The organism is Mucilaginibacter sp. CAU 1740 (assembly GCF_039839285.1).
GTDB lineage: Bacteria > Bacteroidota > Bacteroidia > Sphingobacteriales > Sphingobacteriaceae > Mucilaginibacter.
On sequence record NZ_JBDOQS010000002.1, the window covers coordinates 442920 to 462487 of the forward strand.

Annotated in this window: 20 protein-coding genes; 11 read left to right on the top strand and 9 right to left on the bottom strand. The window is 42.1% G+C overall.

Translation table 11 applies throughout. The features are described from left to right. Positions 1-456 precede the first annotated feature (456 nt). Positions 457-1941: an acetyl-CoA carboxylase biotin carboxylase subunit gene (accC, locus tag AAFN85_RS06115; protein WP_347526144.1), complete on the top strand. Its 1485-nt coding sequence runs from the start codon at positions 457-459 to the stop codon at positions 1939-1941. On the opposite strand, the gene AAFN85_RS06120 is transcribed toward accC, so the two are convergent. Beyond that, entirely contained in the window at positions 1938-2399 is a 462-nt protein-coding gene (locus tag AAFN85_RS06120; protein WP_347526146.1) for an NUDIX domain-containing protein, read from the bottom strand. The genes accC and AAFN85_RS06120 overlap by 4 nt on opposite strands. An 80-nt stretch (positions 2400-2479) precedes the next feature. On the opposite strand from AAFN85_RS06120, the gene AAFN85_RS06125 reads away from it, so the two are divergent. Next, entirely contained in the window at positions 2480-2980 is a 501-nt protein-coding gene (locus tag AAFN85_RS06125; protein WP_347526147.1) for an SRPBCC domain-containing protein, read from the top strand. 75 nt (positions 2981-3055) lie between these two features. Beyond that, entirely contained in the window at positions 3056-3640 is a 585-nt protein-coding gene (locus AAFN85_RS06130; RefSeq protein ID WP_347526148.1) for a riboflavin synthase, read from the top strand. Between the two features lie 93 nt (positions 3641-3733). Here the strand turns inward: AAFN85_RS06130 and AAFN85_RS06135 are convergent, their stop codons facing one another. After that, positions 3734-4885 (bottom strand): hypothetical protein, encoded by a 1152-nt coding sequence (locus AAFN85_RS06135; protein WP_347526149.1) that lies wholly within the window; start codon positions 4883-4885, stop codon positions 3734-3736. Between the two features lie 110 nt (positions 4886-4995). Here AAFN85_RS06135 and AAFN85_RS06140 point away from each other — a divergent pair, with 110 nt between their 5' ends. Beyond that, the gene (locus AAFN85_RS06140; protein ID WP_347526150.1) at positions 4996-5283 is read left to right on the top strand and encodes a hypothetical protein; all 288 of its coding nucleotides are present in this window, start codon (positions 4996-4998) and stop codon (positions 5281-5283) included. A 38-nt stretch (positions 5284-5321) separates the two neighbouring features. Here the strand turns inward: AAFN85_RS06140 and AAFN85_RS06145 are convergent, their stop codons facing one another. From AAFN85_RS06145 to hscA, 4 genes are all read right to left on the bottom strand, one after another. Further along, positions 5322-6050 carry a hypothetical protein gene (locus tag AAFN85_RS06145; RefSeq protein WP_347526151.1) on the bottom strand — a complete coding sequence of 243 codons (729 nt, stop codon included), beginning with the start codon at positions 6048-6050 and terminating at the stop codon, positions 5322-5324. A 137-nt stretch (positions 6051-6187) separates the two neighbouring features. Further along, on the bottom strand, positions 6188-6838 hold the full coding sequence (locus AAFN85_RS06150) for a hypothetical protein (RefSeq protein ID WP_347526152.1): 651 nt from the start codon (positions 6836-6838) through the stop codon (positions 6188-6190). A gap of 130 nt (positions 6839-6968) precedes the next feature. Next, a complete protein-coding gene (locus AAFN85_RS06155; protein WP_347526153.1) occupies positions 6969-7958 on the bottom strand; it encodes a hypothetical protein in 990 nt (329 codons plus the stop codon). 40 nt (positions 7959-7998) lie between these two features. Then, a complete protein-coding gene (hscA, locus tag AAFN85_RS06160) occupies positions 7999-9855 on the bottom strand; it encodes a Fe-S protein assembly chaperone HscA (protein ID WP_347526154.1) in 1857 nt (618 codons plus the stop codon). Between the two features lie 150 nt (positions 9856-10005). On the opposite strand from hscA, the gene AAFN85_RS06165 reads away from it, so the two are divergent. The 5 genes from AAFN85_RS06165 (at position 10006) to AAFN85_RS06185 (ending at position 14656) form a co-directional block, all read left to right on the top strand. Then, on the top strand, positions 10006-10956 hold the full coding sequence (locus tag AAFN85_RS06165; protein WP_347526155.1) for an aldo/keto reductase: 951 nt from the start codon (positions 10006-10008) through the stop codon (positions 10954-10956). A gap of 230 nt (positions 10957-11186) precedes the next feature. Then, positions 11187-12962, top strand: coding sequence for an ATP-binding protein (locus AAFN85_RS06170; RefSeq protein ID WP_347526156.1), 1776 nt, complete (start codon positions 11187-11189; stop codon positions 12960-12962). 74 nt (positions 12963-13036) lie between these two features. Then, entirely contained in the window at positions 13037-13924 is an 888-nt protein-coding gene (locus AAFN85_RS06175) for an AraC family transcriptional regulator (protein ID WP_347526158.1), read from the top strand. 5 nt (positions 13925-13929) lie between these two features. After that, on the top strand, positions 13930-14337 hold the full coding sequence (locus tag AAFN85_RS06180) for a DUF983 domain-containing protein (RefSeq protein ID WP_347526159.1): 408 nt from the start codon (positions 13930-13932) through the stop codon (positions 14335-14337). 166 nt (positions 14338-14503) lie between these two features. Beyond that, positions 14504-14656 (top strand): hypothetical protein, encoded by a 153-nt coding sequence (locus AAFN85_RS06185; protein ID WP_347526160.1) that lies wholly within the window; start codon positions 14504-14506, stop codon positions 14654-14656. A gap of 80 nt (positions 14657-14736) precedes the next feature. Here AAFN85_RS06185 and AAFN85_RS06190 read toward each other — a convergent pair whose 3' ends face one another. The 3 genes from AAFN85_RS06190 to AAFN85_RS06200 form a co-directional block, all read right to left on the bottom strand. Continuing rightward, complete coding sequence (locus AAFN85_RS06190; RefSeq protein ID WP_347526161.1) at positions 14737-15042, bottom strand: hypothetical protein; 306 nt, start codon at positions 15040-15042, stop codon at positions 14737-14739. Positions 15043-15266: 224 nt separating this feature from the next. Continuing rightward, on the bottom strand, positions 15267-16985 hold the full coding sequence (locus tag AAFN85_RS06195) for an ABC transporter ATP-binding protein (protein ID WP_347526162.1): 1719 nt from the start codon (positions 16983-16985) through the stop codon (positions 15267-15269). Positions 16986-17193: 208 nt separating this feature from the next. Continuing rightward, positions 17194-17697, bottom strand: a complete 504-nt coding sequence (locus AAFN85_RS06200) for a hypothetical protein (RefSeq protein ID WP_347526163.1) — start codon at positions 17695-17697, stop codon at positions 17194-17196. A 78-nt stretch (positions 17698-17775) separates the two neighbouring features. Here AAFN85_RS06200 and AAFN85_RS06205 point away from each other — a divergent pair, with 78 nt between their 5' ends. Then, positions 17776-18420, top strand: a complete 645-nt coding sequence (locus AAFN85_RS06205; protein WP_347526164.1) for an HAD family hydrolase — start codon at positions 17776-17778, stop codon at positions 18418-18420. A 172-nt stretch (positions 18421-18592) separates the two neighbouring features. Continuing rightward, positions 18593-19567: an ABC transporter substrate-binding protein gene (locus AAFN85_RS06210; RefSeq protein WP_347526165.1), complete on the top strand. Its 975-nt coding sequence runs from the start codon at positions 18593-18595 to the stop codon at positions 19565-19567. Position 19568: the final 1 nt, after the last annotated feature.

The following is a 19568-nucleotide window of genomic DNA, read 5'->3' on the forward strand; positions in this document are numbered from 1 at the left end:
AAGGGCATTTTTATTTAATATGATTGATTTTTTACTTTGTTGATAAATAAATAATTGAGTGGTTATTTTAGTTTAGGTTAAAAAAGTATTTAACTAATATTCATTGAAAATTCATGTTTTGTAACTATTTTTATACAATGCAATAAATCGGAGCTGTAGCGAAGATGTTGCTGAGTGTTTGACCCCTTAAAACAATTGAGTACCCCTATGACCGCCGAAATCAGGACGATTCCGTCCGTACCCAAAAATAATGCATTAACCTGTCGTAACTGTAAAGGCGAATTAAGCCGTATCCAACGGAGCAGTTTTGTGAAATTTTTTCTGTTTGGCATGCCTTTTAAAAAATACACCTGCTATAAATGCTCCCGTAAAACTTACCGTTGGGTTCCGTCAAAATAAAAAGCAACTGTTTTAAGTAGCCTGTGTTTAGTAAAGCAAATCAATTACATTTGTTTTATGCAGAAAATACTGGTTGCCAACCGAGGAGAGATCGCTTTACGTATTATGCGCTCCGCGCGCGAAATGGGTATTAAAACCGTAGCCGTTTATTCGGAGGCGGACCGTAATGCCCTGCACGTACGTTATGCTGATGAAGCCGTGTTTATCGGCGCGGCTCCTTCCAATCAATCGTACCTTGTTGGCAAAAAGATCATTGATGCATGCAGGCAAACAGGTGCCGAGGGTATCCATCCCGGTTATGGCTTTTTAAGTGAAAATGCCGCCTTCGCGCGTTTAGTGCGGGAGGCTGGCTTGATCCTTATTGGTCCATCGCCCGAAGCAATGGAGGTTATGGGTAATAAGCTATCAGCAAAAGCCGCGGCGCTTAAATATGATATCCCCATGGTACCCGGTACCGAAGAGGCAATTACGGATGTCCCTGAAGCAAAAAAGCGCGCCATAGAAGTAGGCTTTCCCATATTGATCAAAGCCGCCGCAGGCGGCGGAGGTAAAGGGATGCGTATTGTAAACAACGCCGCCGATTTTGAAGAGCAAATGCAACTGGCCGTATCCGAAGCTACGTCGGCATTTGGCGATGGTTCCGTTTTTATTGAGCGGTATGTATCCTCCCCAAAGCATATCGAGATCCAGGTTTTAGGAGATACCCATGGCAATATCGTTCATCTTTTTGAGCGTGATTGTTCTGTACAACGCCGCCATCAAAAGGTAGTAGAAGAGGCACCATCTTCTATAATTACCCCGGCTATCCGCGAGCAAATGGGTAAGTGCGCTGTAGATGTGGCCCGGTCTGTTAATTATACCGGTGCGGGTACGGTTGAGTTTATTATGGATGATGAGCTCAATTTTTATTTCCTGGAGATGAACACCCGCTTACAGGTTGAGCACCCGGTAACTGAATTGATAACCGGTATCGATCTGGTAAAAGAACAGATCAGGATAGCAAGAGGAGAGGTACTCAGCTTTAAACAGGAAGATCTTACCATTCGTGGTCACGCGGTAGAGTTGCGGGTATATGCCGAGGATCCCGCCAATAATTTCCTGCCCGATATAGGTACGCTACAAACCTATTTCACACCCAAAGGCCCCGGCGTGCGGGTTGATGATGGCTTTGAACAAGGCATGGAGATCCCGATCTATTACGACCCTATGATTGCTAAGTTGATCACCTACGGCGAAACCAGGCAGGAAGCTATTGACAGGATGGTGCGCGCCATTGATGAATACAAGATCACCGGAATTACAACAACCCTCGGCTTCGGTAAATTTGTGATGCAGCATGAGGCTTTCGCTTCGGGTAATTTTGATACTCATTTTGTACAAAAGTATTTTACGCCAGAGGCGTTACAGCAGGATAACGAAGAGGAGGCTTTTATTGCCGCTATGGTGATGGATAGGCTTTTAAGCAGGACGAAGACTGTTGCCAGCCCTGCCATTAGCAGTATCGAATCAAGCAATTGGGTTAAAAATCGCAAGCAAAATTAAAGGTTCAGTAACCCGTTAAGTTCGTCAAGCAAAGCTATTTGAGCCGCGTTGATTTTGATTTTTGCAGTAGCAATATCAAACCAATCTGCACGATCTACTTCTGCAAAAGCTTGCTTTTTTCCGGAGCGGGGTGGCCACTCTATTTCAAAAGTATTGCTCGTGATGTTTTTTGGGTCGATATCTCCCGCTACAGCCCAGGCCAGCACTATTTTTCCGCCTTTTTGTTTAATGGGGCTTAAGGCTATAAAATCACCGTCGATCGCTTTGCCCGTTTCTTCTTCAAACTCACGTTTGGCCGCATCTAAAGGATCTTCATCTGCTTCATATTCTCCCTTGGGGATTGACCATGCACCATCGTCTTTGTTTTTAAAGAACGGCCCACCCGGGTGCACTAAAAATACTTGCAGGTCTTCGCCTGTTTTGCGGTATAATAGAATGCCCGCGCTTTGTTTAGCCATTTTAAGATTTAAAGGCAAGTTAACGAAAGCCCCGATTATAATCGTTATTTTTGGTACTAAACACCTCGACCCTATTTACTATGATAACAGACGACAGATGGAGCAAGTTTAAAATAACTGCCGATGTTGACACCGATGTACGCAGTATGTACGAAGCCTGGGCCACGCCCGAAGGCCTGGAAACCTGGTTTTTACGCAAGGCTGATTTCTTTGCCATCGGAGGCCGTCAGCGCGAAGTGCAGGAATTTATCAAAAAGGAAGATACTTACACCTGGTACTGGCATGGTTATGATGATACAACTACCGAAAATGGCCAGATACTGGAAGCCAACGGCAGCGACTTTGTAAAGTTTACCTTTACCGGCGGAACAATCGTTAGTGTATCCATCACCTGTAAATTAGGGATAGTTATAGTGGAGTTAACTCAGGAAAATATCCCGGAAGAAAACGATCCTGGAAAGAACCTATATGTTCAATGTCAGCTGGGCTGGACGTTCTACCTCGCCAACCTGAAATCGGTATTGGAGGGCGGTAAGGACCTCCGCAATAAACGGAAAGACCTTTTTTCTAACTTCAAATAAATCCATTTTATCCTGACAAACCCTTTCCCAAAATATCAATAGCTTTACATTAATATAAAATTGGAAAAGGCACATATGTTTACCGGAATAATTGAAACATTAGGCAGGATCACCGAACTGCAACAGGAAAAAGGCAACCTGCACATCACCGTCGAATCATCTATCTCGCACGAATTAAAGATCGATCAGTCGGTTGCCCATAATGGCGTTTGCCTCACCGTTGTAGCTTTGGCCGATGGCCTGCACGTGGTTACAGCTATTGAAGAAACCCTTAATAAAACCAGCCTCGGCCAGCTTAAAGTTGGCGACCCGGTAAACCTGGAGCGTTGCATGCAAATGAACGCCCGTTTAGATGGTCACATAGTTCAAGGTCATGTTGATCAGGTTGCTGTTTGTACGGCCTTTAACGCGCTTGAAGGCAGCTGGGAATACACTTTTGAGTACGATGCATCTTTAGGCAATGTCACTGTTGAGAAAGGCTCTATCTGCGTAAACGGCATTAGTCTTACCGTGGTTAACTCGCACGCCAATAGCTTTTCGGTAGCCATCATCCCTTATACTTATGAGCATACCAACCTGCACAACGTTCGTGTTGGCGACCAGGTAAACCTCGAGTTTGATATCATTGGTAAATACGTTGCCCGTTTGATGCAACGTTAATTTAAGTTCAAAGTCGAAGGTCTTAAGCCCAAAGTAAATATTGTTTTTTGACTTTTGACTTTTGACTTTGGACTTAAGACTTTCGACTTGAGACTATATACCTGTCGCTAATGACTTAATACGTTGTTGGGAATAAGCAATGTAGGTTTTTTGTGTGTCCTGGGGTTTTTTGCTGGCAAGGTATTTTTTATAGTATTTTAAAGCTGATTTTTTGTTCTTTAATCCGGTATCGTAAAGCGTAGCGAGAGCGTAATAAGTAATAGGATCCGGTTTATACATTAAACTTTTTTGATAGGCAGCAACCGCCTTATCTAATTGATGGAGGCGATCGTACGAATCGCCTTTTTCGCTATAAAAAGAGCTTATCCCACTTGATATACCCACTTCTATCGCCTTATCCAGGCAAATAATAGCCTGAACGTTGTTATGCAAAGCCTTATAACTCATTGCGGTGTAGTAAAATGACGATTCAGTTCCTAATTGGTTATCATTTAATAGTTTAAAAGTCTTTATGCAATTGGTATAGTCGTTAGTCATGTAGTAAGCGGTTCCCAGCATCGAAATGATTGCGTTGGTCTGCTGCCCTGCATCTATCAGCTTTTTGGCAATTATAACAGTTTCGGGATATTTTCTCAGCGCGTAATCAGATTGAGCTTTGCCCTGTAATAACAGCATGTTGGCCGTGTCTGCTGCCAGCGCCTTATCTATAACCTGTTCGGCATTACCGTATTGTTTTAGCTTGATGAAATAAGTAGAAAGATCAAAAGCCACATCCGGATTAGTTGGGTTAATATTATTGGCCTTTTGCAGGTAGATGATATTACCTTGCAGATCGCCAATGTTATACGATAGATCCGACAGTTGTTTGTAGACGTCGAAATTTGTGGTGTCTTTAAGCAGTATCTTTTTTATATAGCTTATAGCCACTTTGTTTTTACCCCGGCGTTTGCTGATTTCGCTCATATTGTAAATACTGCTGAGGTTGGTAGTATCAGCCTCGTAAACCCGCTGATAATAGGTGTTGGCATCGGGGAGGCGGGAAGCCATTCTTGAGGTGTAGGCCAGTTTGTTTAATACTTTTAAATCGGTTATGGGTTCGGGATAAGTTGCTTTGAGATAATCGGCAGCTTCGGCAAAATGTTGATTTTGATAATAATCTAACAGAACGGAATCGTTAGCAGCTTTTTGGGCAAACAAGGCCTTGGTGAAGAGTAATAAGGCAAAGGTTAAAATGATATTTTTCATAACTAATTATTTAGTTTAACTAAGGTATTAGTTGGTTTTGAAAATTCCAAATCAAAACAATTTTTTATGCGAGGGGTTAGATTATATATTAATAATTAAAACCACTCATTATGGATAAGTTAAAGAAGTTTGGACTGATGGAAAAAATTGTCCATGAATTGGAAGACTTGAAAAACAGCCAGCAGGCTATCATTACCAAACTGGCCAAAATAGAAGTTGATAATATTGAACTGGGCGATAAACGCCTGGAGAAAGATCTCCCGGATATGCACCAACGTGTATCAGATAACCTGGACACCATAACAGCAATTCTCGAGGATTTTGCCAACCAGACCGCAAGTTACAGCGACAGCAATAATATCGCTGCGCTGAAGGAGCAGGAAGCTTTAAGTAAATAATACTTTAAATAAAAAATCCCCGAAAGGGGATTTTTTATTTATGGATTCTTCGCAGTCTTATCAGGACTGTTTTTTGCAGCCTTTTCAGCATTTCTGTTATACTTTTTAATCGCCTTTAAATAATTTTTACGTTGGATATTTTCCAGCGCGTCGATATCGTTGCCAACTATGGCTTTCAAATTCTCTTCGCTAAATTTAACAATCTCCCCATTGTTCAGTTGGATACTGACAACTGTAGAAGGATTAAAGGTATTCCCTTCTTCTTCGCTTAAAAAAGAATAAGCACTTATCGGGCCCGAAATTACTTTGAACATCCAGCAACTGTCTTTAGATATTCCCTTGTAATACCTTGGGGGAGTTGGGAAATCAGCCTTTTTTATATTCCCCGAAATTAGTGCAAGGTTGCGGGATATTTCCTTGGTTTGCTCTGGAAAGATCTTTTGATTTCTGTTCGAATCAGTTTTGGGTAATGATTTATCTACAAACAACAGGTAACTCTTATGTACAGTGGTATCGGTGTAAATTTTCGAGTTCACTTCTCTCGTTGTACCATCAGCCATGGTCACCGTAAATATATATTTAAAGTTATAGGTAATATCCCCGCCTTGTAAACTAAGCATCCTCAATCCGCTCATTTGCGATTGCCATTGCATGTTTGAATTGTTAATTGCACGTGAAACATCGGGCGTATAACCGCGCTGGGCAAAAACGGATCGGGCAGGTAAAAGAGCAATAAAAATCAGGACATATTTAAAAAGGGATTTCATATATAAAGTTTAGATGTGTTAAATATACGAAACCCGTTTTAATTGGAATAACTCGGAACTATCGGTACCTAATATTACCGAAATTAAAGTGACGGGCTTCTGGAGTAAATAAAATGATAAATCTTTGGATGGAGGAGTTATGGATTTTTAGATGTCGTGTTAGATAGACTTTTCTCAGCGTTTGCTGTCTTCACTACATTCTTATTGTACTTTTTGATCGCCTTTATATAATCCTTTTTCTGAATTTTCTCCAACGCGTCGGCATCATTGCCTACCATTGCTTTTAGGTTAGCTTCGTTAAATTTAATGATCTCGCCATTATTTAGTTGGATACCTACCAGGGTTGATTGATCAAAATCTACCCCGTCTTCTTCACTCAATAACGAATAAGCGCTTATTTGACCTTTTACAACTTTAAACATCCAACAGCTGTCTTTAGCAATGCCTTTGAAATTATTTGCTGGCACTTTGGCATCCTCATATGGCGATAGCACGCGTGATATGGTTTTGGTTTGTTGCGGGTAGATTTTTTGGTTCCTGTTTGAGTCTTTCTTCGCTAAGGTTTTATCAACAAATAGCAGGTAGTTTTTGTGAACAGCGGTATCGGCATAAATTTTTGAACTAACTTCTTTGGTCGTGCCGTCGGCCATGGTTACGGTGAAAGTGTATTTTGGATTATATGTTCCTGCCTTTCCCAAATGTGTCCACCTCACCGCATCGGTAAGATTCTGCATCTGTGTTTTAAAGAACATATCTTGTTTGGCCATCGCTCTGTTCAAATCGGCCATGTTTTGCGCTGTAGCTATATTTGAGATAACAATAAAGAGAAGAAAGAATAGAAATTTAAAAACCGGTTTCATATATAAGGTTTAGATGCACCAAATATATGTAAACCGGTTTAAATATAAAGTTGTTGTTTTACTGGTACTGTATATAAACAGGTGCAGGCTTCAAATTCAAAACCTCTTTAGGAGTTAGCATCCTATGCGGTTCGTTCTTGATGTCGTTCTTATAGAAAAGTTTAAACCCTGTAAACTGCACCGGCTCTTCCGAAATAAAATATTTATAAGTCCCTTTTTTAAGTTCGGGGCCGCCCCAGCCATCCATATCCATAACTACCTGCACTTCGGGGCGTAGTTTGATGTCCTTGTAATTGGTTACCATGCGTTTGGTAAAGCGGTGCACCACGAAAATCTTAGGAGGCAGATCATTCTTTTTTACCAGTTTGGCCAGGTAGTTGGTAACGTAATTTATGTCATCGGCATCAAAAGTGCCAATGCGTTTGCCGGGAACGCTTCCTTCTTTCATAGAAAATTCAGGGTCGATGCCGAAATGTACGTTGGGCATTTTTAGGTATTTTTCCAGTAAAGGCAGTTCGGTTTGTACGGTGCTGAAGCCAACCTGTATATCTAAAAATACAATAGCGTTAATGCTTTTGGCCCAGCTGATCACAGTGTCGATCTGGCTAAAAGGCATGCGAAGGTTATGTAAACCGTTGCGGCCGGCATCTGCCTGGGCAGTTACGCAGATATAATGCAGGGCAGGAACTACACTTGTAGCGGTATCGGCCTTCTCCCAATTTTTAACCTCTTCCTTTAATTTGTTCAACATAGTTTTGCGCGGGTACTGGCCCAGCACACCCATGTTTTTTGAATAAAGATTACCGTAAAAGGCAACTATGCGGTTAAAAGGCAATATGGCACCGGGTAGGGGGTATTCTTTGGTTTTAACCGGCCACCTGCCGCTTTTATCGCCATTGGCCAGTTTCTTCATTAGCGAATCGTACTTTAAAGTATCCAGCGAAGCTTTCGCGGTAGTGTCTTTAAAGTGTTTGCGAGTTGTGGCGCAAGCGTTGGTAGTAACGGCTATAAGCAGCAGTAGGACTAAGGTAGATATTGTCTTTTTCAAATGGCTATGATTTTTGGCAGGTTACGAGCAATATCTGTGCCTATTCAATACTCTTGCCCTTCATGGCCGTACTTATAGCTTGGTCCATCAGGCGTTCTGCAAATGGACGGGTAAACTCATTTACCTCGTCGATGCTTTTCAGTATCAAGTCTTTATCACCGCTGGTTAAGGCTTCTTTTAGCTTATTGATCAGTTGGGTGGTATCGCTAATTTCAGTAATGGATATATAGGCGGCATGTTTTTGCATAAAGCGTTCAACGGTGTAAACCATCTGTTCGCCTTCGGTACGTGCCTCAATTAGCATACGCTGACTTACGTCGTCTTTAGCGTGGGTTATGCTGTCCATCAGCATTTGCTCTACTTGCTCATCGGTAATGCCGTAGGTTGGTTTTACCTCGACCTGTTGTTTAACGCCCGAACGTAGCTCGATAGCTTGTATGGTAAGGATGCCATCAGCATTCAATAAAAAGTTAATATCTACTTTAGGGAAACCTGCAGGCATGGCCGGGATGCCTTTCAAATCAAATTCGGCCAGTTTACGGTTTTCTTTGATCAGGTCGCGTTCGCCTTGGTAAACGGCTATTTTCATGTTCACCTGCCCATCTATCGATGTGGTATATTGCCTGCCGCCTTTGGTTGGTACTTTTGAGTTACGTGGGATGATCACATCCATCAAACCACCCATGGTTTCAATACCTAAGGATAGTGGGGTAACATCCAACAATAAAATATCCTTGCGGTTACCGGCCAAAATATCAGCCTGGATGGCTGCACCTAAAGCAACCACTTCATCCGGGTTAACATCATCATGCACCGGGCGACCGAAAAACTCGCCAACCATCCGTTTAACCAAAGCTGTACGGGTTGATCCGCCTACCATAACCACCTCATCAATCTGATCGATAGTTAGTTTAGCATCGCTCAGCGCGTTTTGGCAGCTGGTAATGGTTTGTTGTACTTTAGGAAGGATCAGTTCTTCGAAAGTGGTACGGTCAAGTGTACACCAGATGTCTCCAACTTTTTCATTAACCAGGCTTTGGTGTGCGAAAGCTTTTTTCGTTTCCTCTGCTTTTAAGCGCAATTGTTGTGCAAGCTCAGTATTTGCTAATACTTCGGCTTTGTTCAACTGGTTTTTCTCTATCCAGTAATCAACTATGATGCGGTCAAAATCATCGCCGCCTAAAAATGTATCACCATTGGTTGATAGCACCTCGAATATGCCATTCTGAATTTGCAGAATGGATACGTCAAAAGTACCGCCGCCCAGATCATACACGGCTATAGTTTTGGTTTCGTCGGGATTTAAGCCGATACCATATGCTAAACTGGCCGCGGTAGGTTCGTTAACAATACGCAAAACATCCAGCCCGGCAAGTTTGCCTGCATCGCGGGTCGCCTGGCGCTGCGAATCGTTAAAATAGGCTGGCACAGTTACCACGGCCCGGTTAACAGGGGTTTTAAGCGCGTGCTCGGCACGGGCTTTGAGTTCTTTTAATATCAGGGCCGAAAGCTCGATAGGGGTATAGAATTTATCGCCAACCTTAATTTTTACAAGACTTTCGGTGTCATCGTCAATTACTTTATAGCTAAAAAAGTCTTTATGTTTTTCAATATCATGATAGCTGCGGCCTAACAACCGTTTAACAGAAAAAATGGTATTCTGCGGATCGGTTATTAAAAAATCTTTGGCTTCGTTGCCTACCAGTACATCGCCTGTAGGGCCAAAATGCACTACCGAGGGTACCAATACACCTTTACCGGCATCATTTATTACCTGCGGATTTTTATCCGGGTTGATAAATGCCACCAATGAGTTGGTTGTACCCAAATCGATCCCTACAATGATCTCTTCTTTTTGCAATGAGCCTGTTGCCAGGTTGATAGAAACTTTAGCCATTATATTTAATTAACAAGCGGCAAATGTACTTAGTTTTAAGCGATGCATTGTCGTTTTTAATTCAGTTTTGTTATAAATAAGCACGGGGTTATTTCATTAGGCTGACAAACAATTGCCCCGTAATTCCTCTTTTTACATAAAAAATATACTATGGAAAAGCGTGAATTAGGAAAATCCGAACTACTGACCGCGCCGCTGGTTTTTGGTGGCAACGTTTTCGGGTGGACTGTTAAAGGCAACGATACCGCCGTTTTACTCGACGCGTTTTTGGATGCCGGTTTTAATACCATTGATACTGCCGATGTTTACTCGCGTTGGGTTGAAGGTAACAAAGGCGGCGAATCTGAAACCGAAATTGGCAAATGGCTTAAACAAAGCGGTAAACGCAGCGAGGTTATCATTGCCACCAAAGTAGGCTCGGAAATGGACTCGAACAAAAAGGGGCTGAAAAAAGATTATATCATACAGGCTGCTGAGGATTCGTTAAAAAGACTACAGACCGATTATATCGACCTTTACCAAACCCATTTTGATGATCCCTCTACCCCGGTTGAAGAAACGCTTCGCGCTTATGACAAGCTGGTACAGGATGGTAAAGTTCGCGCCATCGGTACATCAAATATGTCGGTAGAGCGCTTGCACGAATCATTAAAAGTGAGTGTTGAACAAGGGTTGATCTCCTACCAAACCCTTCAACCTGAGTATAACCTGTTCGACAGGGAAAAATATGAAACTACTTACGAGCCATTTCTTAAAGAGAAAAACATCGGCGTGATCAGCTATTTTTCATTAGCCAGCGGCTTTTTGAGTGGCAAATACCGATCGGAGGGCGATTTGCAGGGTAGTAACCGTGCAGGCATGGTGAAGAAATACCTGAATGATCGGGGATTTAAAATCCTGGCTGCACTTGATGAGGCCGCCGCCCAGTATAACGCAAGTCAAACTGCTATTGCATTGGCATGGTTAATTGCAAGACCAAGTGTAACCGCGCCCATTGTTAGTGCCACCACCCTTGATCAGCTAAAGGAGTTTGCCAAAGCGGCCAACTTGCAACTGTCTGCCGAAACCATCGAAGCCCTGAATACCGCCAGCGCTTATTAATAATTCTAATCACACATATTTAACAGCATATCTTTTAACCAGGTATGCTGTTTTTTGTTGCTTAATAATTACATCTGAAATTGGATTTAATTATTAGACAAATCGGGGTTGTTTTTCTCATTTTTACACAATTTAGTTGTGAAATATTGTGAAAAAAACACTTTATTTACTAAACCGAAACTGCCTTTTACCGGTATAAAAGGTTCTCTCTAATTAATTTTTTATTTTAAATGGAAAAACTGAAACAAATTATTGGCTACGGTAAGCCAGATTTGTCGCTGGAGAATAAGCTGTTCAACGCGCTTTCTCTGTTTATCTGCGTAAGCACGGTTTTTTCCATGTCGGTTAATTTAGTTTTGGGGATGGCCTACAAACTGGTGCTTGTGCAACTGTTTGTGGCAACATTTTCGGGTTGGGCTTTTTACCGCAGCCGCTTTGTTAAATTTAGGGAGAACGTAGCTTTTGTTTATATCTGTTTTGGTTTGCTCTCCGTTATTCCCGGCTGGTTTTTTAATGGGGGCATTAATGGTTCAACTACACAATCGGGCATTTTCCTTATTCTGCTCATCACCCTTTTAGTAAAAAAGCGCTTTCACTTTATTTTTATAGGAGCTCTTATTGCCATTCTGTGGGGATGTTATTATGTAGAAAAACATTATCCGGGCCTGGTTCAACCTTATACTCAAGAGGCCCGCGAAAAAGACCTGATCACCTCGGTTACTGTAAACGTATTGATTGTTGGCGTGCTGATTGGCTTTATAAAACGAAGCCATGAATCGGATAAAAACGCGTTGATCCGCAAAAGTAACGAACTGGAGGCTTCACAAATTGAACTATCGGCCTCGCGCGATCAGGCTGAAGCAGCCACTTTCGCTAAATCAAACTTCCTGGCTAATATGAGCCACGAGATCCGTACGCCTCTTAATGGAATTATTGGTACCGCGCAGTTACTATCACGCACCAACCTGCAGCCCGATCAGCAGGAGTTATTGCAAACCCTGCAATCAAGCAGTAACCTGTTGATCAATATTATTAGCGATATACTGGATATCTCAAAAATTGAGGCCGATAAACTGGTGTTGCAGCCGGTGGCTACCCATTTACGTAGCTGTATTAAAACGGTTATTGAAATTACTTCGCCTAATATTGCAGCGTCGCGCAAGCCCTTAACCCTCAATTATGAGGTTGACGAAAACGTAGCCAATTATGTTATTGTTGATAACGGCAGGCTACAGCAAATTTTGGTAAACCTGATAGGAAACGCCATTAAGTTTACCGACGAAGGCGCCGTTACGCTCAAGATAAAAGCATCCGAAATTGCAGGTAACACCCAGCAAATCATTTTTAGTGTAAAAGATGATGGTATTGGAATAGGCGAGGAAGCCCTGACCCAACTCTTTAAGCCATTTACACAGGTAAATACTACCGCATTGCGTAAGTACGGTGGTACCGGCCTCGGGTTGTCTATCTGTAAAAAACTGGTAGAACTGATGCACGGCCAGATCTGGGTCGAAAGTAAGGAGGCCGAAGGCTCCGTATTTAGTTTTAGCCTGCCATTACAGGTTACCTATTCGGCAGTTGAGCATGAGGTTGAGGAGATAGACAAAACCGAGTTTAAATATCGCCCGTTACGTATTTTGCTGGCCGAGGATAACAAGATGAACCAGTTGATAGCCAGTAAGATTTTTAAAAAAGTTGGCTATAACATCGATATTGCCGAAAATGGTTTGGCTGCGGTTAATATGGTTGAGCAATGCAATTACGACCTGGTATTTATGGATATCCAAATGCCCGAGATGGATGGCCTGCAGGCTACCCGCCAAATTATCCGTAAGCATGGGGCAGGCGCGCCACCGATAATTGCCATGACGGCTAATGTACTAAGCGAAAACGAACGCGAATGCGCCCAGGCCGGCATGAAAGATTTTGTGAGCAAACCCTTTACTTTTGAAAGAGTTGAAGATATTATCCAGAAATGGACGCCTGTGAGCGGTAGCAAAGTTTAACAATCGTTGATTAGTACCACTCGAAATAAAAAAAGTACCATTCGCGTAGGTTGTATTGTTTGTACTTTTGGTACATGTTACAAAGCATTCCAATAATTGACATTTGCACGCTTGCCGATGATATCAAACAAGACGATATCCTGATCAGCAGGTTTGCGCCATACCTGGATGCCCACAAAAATCTCTTTTTCCCTCACCGCCACTCGTTTTACCACCTGGTATTGTTTACCGCCGGCGGAGGATCGCATACCATCGATTTTGAAAAGTTTGATGTAAAACCCGGGCAGATCTACTTTATGGTTCCGGGGCAGGTTCATTCCTGGGATTTTGAGGGATTTGTTGATGGCTACATCATTAATTTTTCAAGCTCGTTTATCCAGTCGTTTTTATTGAGATCGGGCTACTTTGATAATTTTAATTTTTTAAGCAGCACCAACCCACAGGATGAGGTTATCGACCTGCCTGCCGAGCAGCTAACTGCCATTGTCAATTTATTTGAGAACATTATTGCCGAGGTTGAAAAGCCTGCAGCATTAGGCAGCGACATGGTGAAATTACTGATGCTGCAGATATTTATTACCATTAGCCGCATTCAGGGTAAAGATGAAAGCAGGGTAAAGCAGGGATATAATCAAACGCTGATCCGTAATTTTCAAAAACTGATTGAGCAGCATTATATCGATGTAAAGCTCCCTAAAGATTATGCTGAGTTGCTGTACATCACCCCAAACCATTTAAACGCGGTTTGTAAAGATGTGCTTGGGCTGGCGGCAGGCGAGGTGATCCGTAACCGCACCTTGTTGGAAGCTAAGCGGTTGCTTACCAACCCTAAATTGAGTATCAGTGAAATAGCCTTTAACCTCAACTTTAGCGATAACTCATACTTTACCAAATTTTTTAAAAAAATAGAAGGTATCACACCCGAAGAGTTCAGAAAGAAAACCTTAAACAATAAATCATAACAATCATGAAAACTACCGAATATAAATTAACCCCATGGTCGGCCTTTGTACACGCCAAATGCCCCCGCTGCAGGCGTGGCGACCTTTTTATGACAGGTATGTATCAATTTAAAGGACAGGAAATGCATAAAACCTGCTCGCACTGCGGCCTGGTATATGAGCGCGAACCCGGTTATTTTTATGTGGCCATGTTTGCAAGCTATGCGCTAAACGTTGCCGAAATGGTTACGCTTGCGGTTGCCATCAGCGTTTTAACCGGCAGCAGCAACCCATGGTTATATGTTACTATAATTTTAAGTTCGGCCGTATTGTTATCGCCATTTAATTACCGTTACTCAAGGGTAATGCTAATGCACTGGCTTACACCGGGTTTGCACTATCACCCCGAAATGAGCGAAGATAAAGCCAAATAAGAATATATTCTGCAGTGAACACAAAAGCCTTTAATTTTTTTAATTAAAGGCTTTTGTGTTAAACCTTGGCTTGCCGGGATGGTCATAGATATATGAAAGCGCTGATATTAAAAGTTTAGTTATTTAATATAGGCGGCTGATATATAACAATTTAAATACTATCACCATGAAAGCCAGGATTGAAACTTTAAAAAAAGATCTATATAACGTATTTGTAATGGGTAACGCTGATGACAGGCAATTATACAGGGTTTATTTGCTGCTTGCCTTGCCTGCTATAACCTTTATGTTAATGTTTGGAACCTTCCCTAAATATTAAAAAAGAAACAACCGGTGCATTACTGTACCGGCTGTTTACAACTGTTCCTAACTAACTGATTTTAACTATTAAACTAAAACTTATTTTCCTTTACGACCTAACCCCAGGTAATTAGCGGCTGCGCGCAGGTTATCAAAACCTTTGTTTCTCTCCGGTTCAGGATTGGGTGTTTCATATCCGCTTAAAAAATCATCATGATGCAGATCTGAAAATATGAGTTGGCTATTTGCCGTTGGGTCAACTAATGAGTCGTCTTGTAAATTGTTACCGGTGCGTTGAGCTTGTTTACCTGTTGTTTTTTGCGGAGAGGAGGCAAACATGGTGGCGCAGGCAACCATAATGAGCGATGCTGCAACCAGTACAAGAAAATGGTAAAATAATTTCATAAGCAAGGGGATGAATGTTTTAAAATCGCTACTGCGTAACAGTAACAACCTATAGTTCAAAAATAACCAATGCTGTAGTAAATAGAATCAGGGATTTCACCGTATTTTATGCGTAGTTTTACGCATTTTTGAATTAGAAGATGGCGAATATTTAAATGTACAAATAAATATTCCATTATGTTGCAAATTCTTTAAAAAGAATTTATGCCGGTTTGTTAAAAATATTAACGATAACCCATGGCCTGGAGGTCAAAAAGTTCGGCATAGCGGCCTTGTTTTTGTATCAATTCATCATGGCTGCCAATCTCAATCAGTTCACCTTTATCTAATACCAAAATCCGGTTTGCCATCCTTACTGTGCTAAAACGGTGCGATATCAATACGGCGGTTTTCCCTTTGGTAAGTTCGGCAAAACGCTCAAAAACCGTGTACTCGGCACGTGCATCCAACGCGGATGTTGGCTCATCAAGTATCAGTAGCTGCGCATCGCGCATATAGGCACGGGCGAGGGCTACTTTTTGCCATTCGCCTCCGGATAGTTCAACACCTTCGGCAAAGCGTTTGCCCAATTGCTGGTCGTATGCAGCCGGGAGCCGAGCGGCAAGTTCGCTGGCCATACTTTGTTTGGCCGAGTATTCGATAAGTGGCCGGTTATCCTGTTCGCTTATTTTTCCTGTAGCAATGTTCTGTGCAAAGCTCATCTGGTAGCGCAGGTAATCCTGAAAAATGATGCCTACATTAAGGCGAAGCCCGGCAAGGTCATAATCGCGCAGGTCAATATCATCAAGCAGGATGCGGCCTTCGGTTGGATCATACAAGCGCGATAACAGTTTTACCAGTGTGCTTTTGCCTGCTCCATTTTCGCCAACCAAAGCCAGTTTTTCGCCGGGATATAAGGTAAAGTTGAGGTGCCTGTTTGCCCACCGCTCGGAATTACTGTATTTGAAGCCCACATTTTCGAAAGTGAACCCTTTTTTAATAGTTTCGGGAAAGGGGATAGGCCTGGCAGCTTGCGCTATTTTAGGTTTGATCTCAAAAAACTCAAAAAAATCGCGCAAGTAAATAGCCCCTTGCGATACCATAGTAAACCGTGATAGGATGCCCTCAAGCAATGTACGCAACTGCCTGAACGATCCGGCCAAAAAAGCCAGCGCACCAATAGTAACGCTACCGTTAACAGTTTGGATAATAATTACAACATAAGCAGCGTAATACCCGGCGCTGCCCAGCATAGTAAAAAAAGTGCCCCATAATGAACGCTGAATAGCCAGGCGCTTATTATCGGCATAAAACTTATTGGATAGGGTTTTAAAGCGGTTAATGATAAAGCCAGATAGGTCGAAAACCTTTACTTCTTTAGCGGTTTCATCGCTGGCCCCTAAGTAACGCAGATAGTCAAGCTCACGGCGTTCGGGTGTTTGGCCACGGGTTAGGGCGTAGCTTTGGTTGTTAAAATGCGATTCGCCTAAAAAAGCCGGGATCACGGCAATTAACAATAAGCCAATTAACCACGGACTAAAAGCCATTAAACCGGCAGCGAGGAAGATCATGGTAATAAGGTCCTGCACCTGGCTCATTACCTGCGACAATAGAATGGATCGGCCTATGGTTTGTTGCCTCGCTCGTTCAAGCTTATCATAAAATACGGCATCCTCAAACTGGTCGAGATCAAGTATGGCCGCATGCTCCATAATTTTTACCGATGTATGGTTGCTGAACAGGTCGCCGAGCAGGCTATCAACCAGCGTAATGCAGCGGCTTAATGCGTCGGCTAAAATGGCCAGTCCAAATTCCATCCCTACCAGTTGCCAAAGGTGTGTTTTATCGGGCAGGTGGTTGTGGCTTAACAATACCACGTTATCAATAATGAGTTTGCCTATGTAAAGCAAGGCCAATGGCAATGCAGATCGTACTAAACGTAATACAGCATTTAGGATGGTCATCCACCTGCTGGTTTGCCATATCAGCTTAAAAAAAGCGGGTAGGTTACTTAACGCTTCAAAGCGTTCTTTAAAAGTTAAATTTGTGTTGAGAGTATTTTTGGGAGGGCGATTATTCAATATGTTCCTTTATCTGTTATTTAAACAAATTTAACCAAAATAAAGGCTACCGGGGCGGTTTAGCGTTTTTGTGAGGATAGGTTGACAATGTTTAAAAGTTGGTTCGGCTTTCGTTAGGCTCATGTTTCAGCAACCTGTATTTTGAGATAGCTTTTTGTATTTTCAAATTGGAAAGTTTATACTCCAGTAAAGTACCCAAAGCAAACAGACAAATAAAGCCAGGTGGATAGAGTAAGGCTTCAATTGTGCCCTCACCTGCGGATACGGAAATAATGCCGATTACAACTAAAATCGCCAAAAATATCAGTACCCCCGTACACGTATTACTGAATCTGATTTTATAAAATAAATCAGTTGGGTTACGGGGTATATTAATGATCAGCTTTGGCAGATATCGATCTATAAAGGTACGTGGGCGTGTGAAATGTACGTAGCTATTGCCTTCATAGCCTAAAAGGAATTTATTATTTACCAAAGGTACCTCTGAAGAAAGGAAATCGAAATTGCTATCGCGTTTTGCCGCAAACTTGCGTAATGCCTTTTCCAGTTCGGCCTTTTCATCTATACTTAGCGAAATTGTTTTAACTGTGATCATGGTTTGAGCCATGAAAGTAGCAAATAAATTTATAACGCGATACACATCGGCCAATAAACCTTTACTTTTGCCGCCGATATGGATAACTCGCTTAAAAACAAATACGATAGTATAATATTCGATCTGGATGGTACACTTTGGGATAGCACGGCCAATGTAGCCCTCGCCTGGCAAACCGCTATCGACCAGGTAGATTACCTGACGGAGCCAATGACCCAAGAACGCGTTCGCTCAATAACCGGCATGACCTACGATGCCATTTTTGATAAGCTATTCCCTGAATTAAACGCCGAACAACGCAAAGAGGTGCAAGCCTTATGCGCGGTGAGCGAATTGGAGATATTGCATAGCAAAGGCGGAGAATTATATCCACAATTGGAAGAAACCTTAAAATATCTTGGCTCCAAATACAAGCTTTATATAGTAAGCAATTGCCAAAACGGCTATATCGAACTGTTTTTGGATCTGAATGGATTGCATGCGCATTTCCTGGGCCACCAATGCTTCGGTACTAAAGGCAATCCAAAAGCCGATAATATAAAAGATGTTGTGAATGATCATGGGCTAAAATCCCCGGTGTATGTTGGCGATACCATGGGCGATTATAGTGCTGCTAAAACTGCCGGTGTTCCGTTTATTTTCGCTAATTACGGTTTTGGCGTTGTCCCTGATGGTATGGTAGCTACTATCAGCAGCTTTGCCGAGTTGCAGGAATTATTATAGTTTTTTGTTGAGGATTAAGCAAAGCTGTTTATTTCGGCTTTGTAAACCTATGCGCTGTTATTTATATCGATTTACAGCGGGAATAAGTAAAACAAGCCATCGATTTGTAAAACAATTACCGGCTTTTGTTATTGTACTTTCAGCTTTAACGCCAATAAATTAATTTAGTAAAATGAAGTTCATCAAATATATTTCTGCCGCTTTTTTAATCGTTGCCATCGTATCCTGTAAACCTAAAACTAAAAGCATGCAAGTGCCTGTTGTTGGTTTTGTTGATGCTTTTGAAGATGCCACCATATCGCAGGCGCGTACCGGTTTTACCGATGCTTTAAAAAAGAATGGCTTTAGCGAAGAAAAGAAAACCGTACAGATAGAATACAGTAATGCGCAGGGCGATATTCCTACACTTACTCAGATCGTAAACCACTTTGTATCAGATAATGTTGATCTGCTGGCTACCTGTACCACACTTTCAACTGTTACCGCGCTTCAAAAAACTAAAACCATTCCGGTTTTTGCCATGGTATCACCTACGCCCGAAAGGATGAAAGTACTTGACGCCAGCGGAAAAGGCCCTGCAAATTTGTTTGGCGCGCTTGAAGAACTAAATTATATCGATACTTCATTCTCTATCATCCCTAAATTGCTTAAACCAAAAGGTGCTAAGCTGGTGATCGGTATGATCTACAATCAATCCGAGCCACAATCGGCCGATGCTTTGGACAGGATCAAATCGCTTGCCGCTAAGTTGAATGTTGAGATCATTGCTTTGCCGTTAAATACATCTGCCGATGCGCAGTTGGTTACACAATCACTGCTTGATAAAAATATCGACGCTTTTTTTGCCAACCCGGACAATACGGTTTTCGCCTCGTTCGAAACCATCCTGAAAAACTGCAACCAGAAAAACATCCCGATTTTTACAAGCGAAGCAGGTTTGGTAAAACGTGGAGCGGTAGCTGCTTTTGGTGCCGATATTTACCAATGGGGTTACCAGGCAGGTGAGCAAGCTGCACAATACCTTAAAACCCATAAAACAGACGGTATCAAAGCCGAAATGGTAAAAATCAGGAAACGTGTTTATAACCCGGAGGCTGCCAAAAAATATAACATCACCATTCCTTCAAACTTTGAGGCTGTAAAATAAA

What these genes read in the sequence shown, in the direction of transcription:
- accC (WP_347526144.1), top strand. Translation starts at nt 457, where the DNA reads ATGCAGAAAATACTGGTTGCCAACCGAGGAGAGATCGCTTTACGTATT.
- AAFN85_RS06120 (WP_347526146.1), bottom strand. Translation starts at nt 2,399, where the DNA reads ATGGCTAAACAAAGCGCGGGCATTCTATTATACCGCAAAACAGGCGAA.
- AAFN85_RS06125 (WP_347526147.1), top strand. Translation starts at nt 2,480, where the DNA reads ATGATAACAGACGACAGATGGAGCAAGTTTAAAATAACTGCCGATGTT.
- AAFN85_RS06130 (WP_347526148.1), top strand. Translation starts at nt 3,056, where the DNA reads ATGTTTACCGGAATAATTGAAACATTAGGCAGGATCACCGAACTGCAA.
- AAFN85_RS06135 (WP_347526149.1), bottom strand. Translation starts at nt 4,885, where the DNA reads ATGAAAAATATCATTTTAACCTTTGCCTTATTACTCTTCACCAAGGCC.
- AAFN85_RS06140 (WP_347526150.1), top strand. Translation starts at nt 4,996, where the DNA reads ATGGATAAGTTAAAGAAGTTTGGACTGATGGAAAAAATTGTCCATGAA.
- AAFN85_RS06145 (WP_347526151.1), bottom strand. Translation starts at nt 6,050, where the DNA reads ATGAAATCCCTTTTTAAATATGTCCTGATTTTTATTGCTCTTTTACCT.
- AAFN85_RS06150 (WP_347526152.1), bottom strand. Translation starts at nt 6,838, where the DNA reads ATGGCCGATTTGAACAGAGCGATGGCCAAACAAGATATGTTCTTTAAA.
- hscA (WP_347526154.1), bottom strand. Translation starts at nt 9,855, where the DNA reads ATGGCTAAAGTTTCTATCAACCTGGCAACAGGCTCATTGCAAAAAGAA.
- AAFN85_RS06165 (WP_347526155.1), top strand. Translation starts at nt 10,006, where the DNA reads ATGGAAAAGCGTGAATTAGGAAAATCCGAACTACTGACCGCGCCGCTG.
- AAFN85_RS06170 (WP_347526156.1), top strand. Translation starts at nt 11,187, where the DNA reads ATGGAAAAACTGAAACAAATTATTGGCTACGGTAAGCCAGATTTGTCG.
- AAFN85_RS06175 (WP_347526158.1), top strand. Translation starts at nt 13,037, where the DNA reads ATGTTACAAAGCATTCCAATAATTGACATTTGCACGCTTGCCGATGAT.
- AAFN85_RS06180 (WP_347526159.1), top strand. Translation starts at nt 13,930, where the DNA reads ATGAAAACTACCGAATATAAATTAACCCCATGGTCGGCCTTTGTACAC.
- AAFN85_RS06185 (WP_347526160.1), top strand. Translation starts at nt 14,504, where the DNA reads ATGAAAGCCAGGATTGAAACTTTAAAAAAAGATCTATATAACGTATTT.
- AAFN85_RS06190 (WP_347526161.1), bottom strand. Translation starts at nt 15,042, where the DNA reads ATGAAATTATTTTACCATTTTCTTGTACTGGTTGCAGCATCGCTCATT.
- AAFN85_RS06195 (WP_347526162.1), bottom strand. Translation starts at nt 16,985, where the DNA reads ATGACCATCCTAAATGCTGTATTACGTTTAGTACGATCTGCATTGCCA.
- AAFN85_RS06200 (WP_347526163.1), bottom strand. Translation starts at nt 17,697, where the DNA reads ATGATCACAGTTAAAACAATTTCGCTAAGTATAGATGAAAAGGCCGAA.
- AAFN85_RS06205 (WP_347526164.1), top strand. Translation starts at nt 17,776, where the DNA reads ATGGATAACTCGCTTAAAAACAAATACGATAGTATAATATTCGATCTG.
- AAFN85_RS06210 (WP_347526165.1), top strand. Translation starts at nt 18,593, where the DNA reads ATGAAGTTCATCAAATATATTTCTGCCGCTTTTTTAATCGTTGCCATC.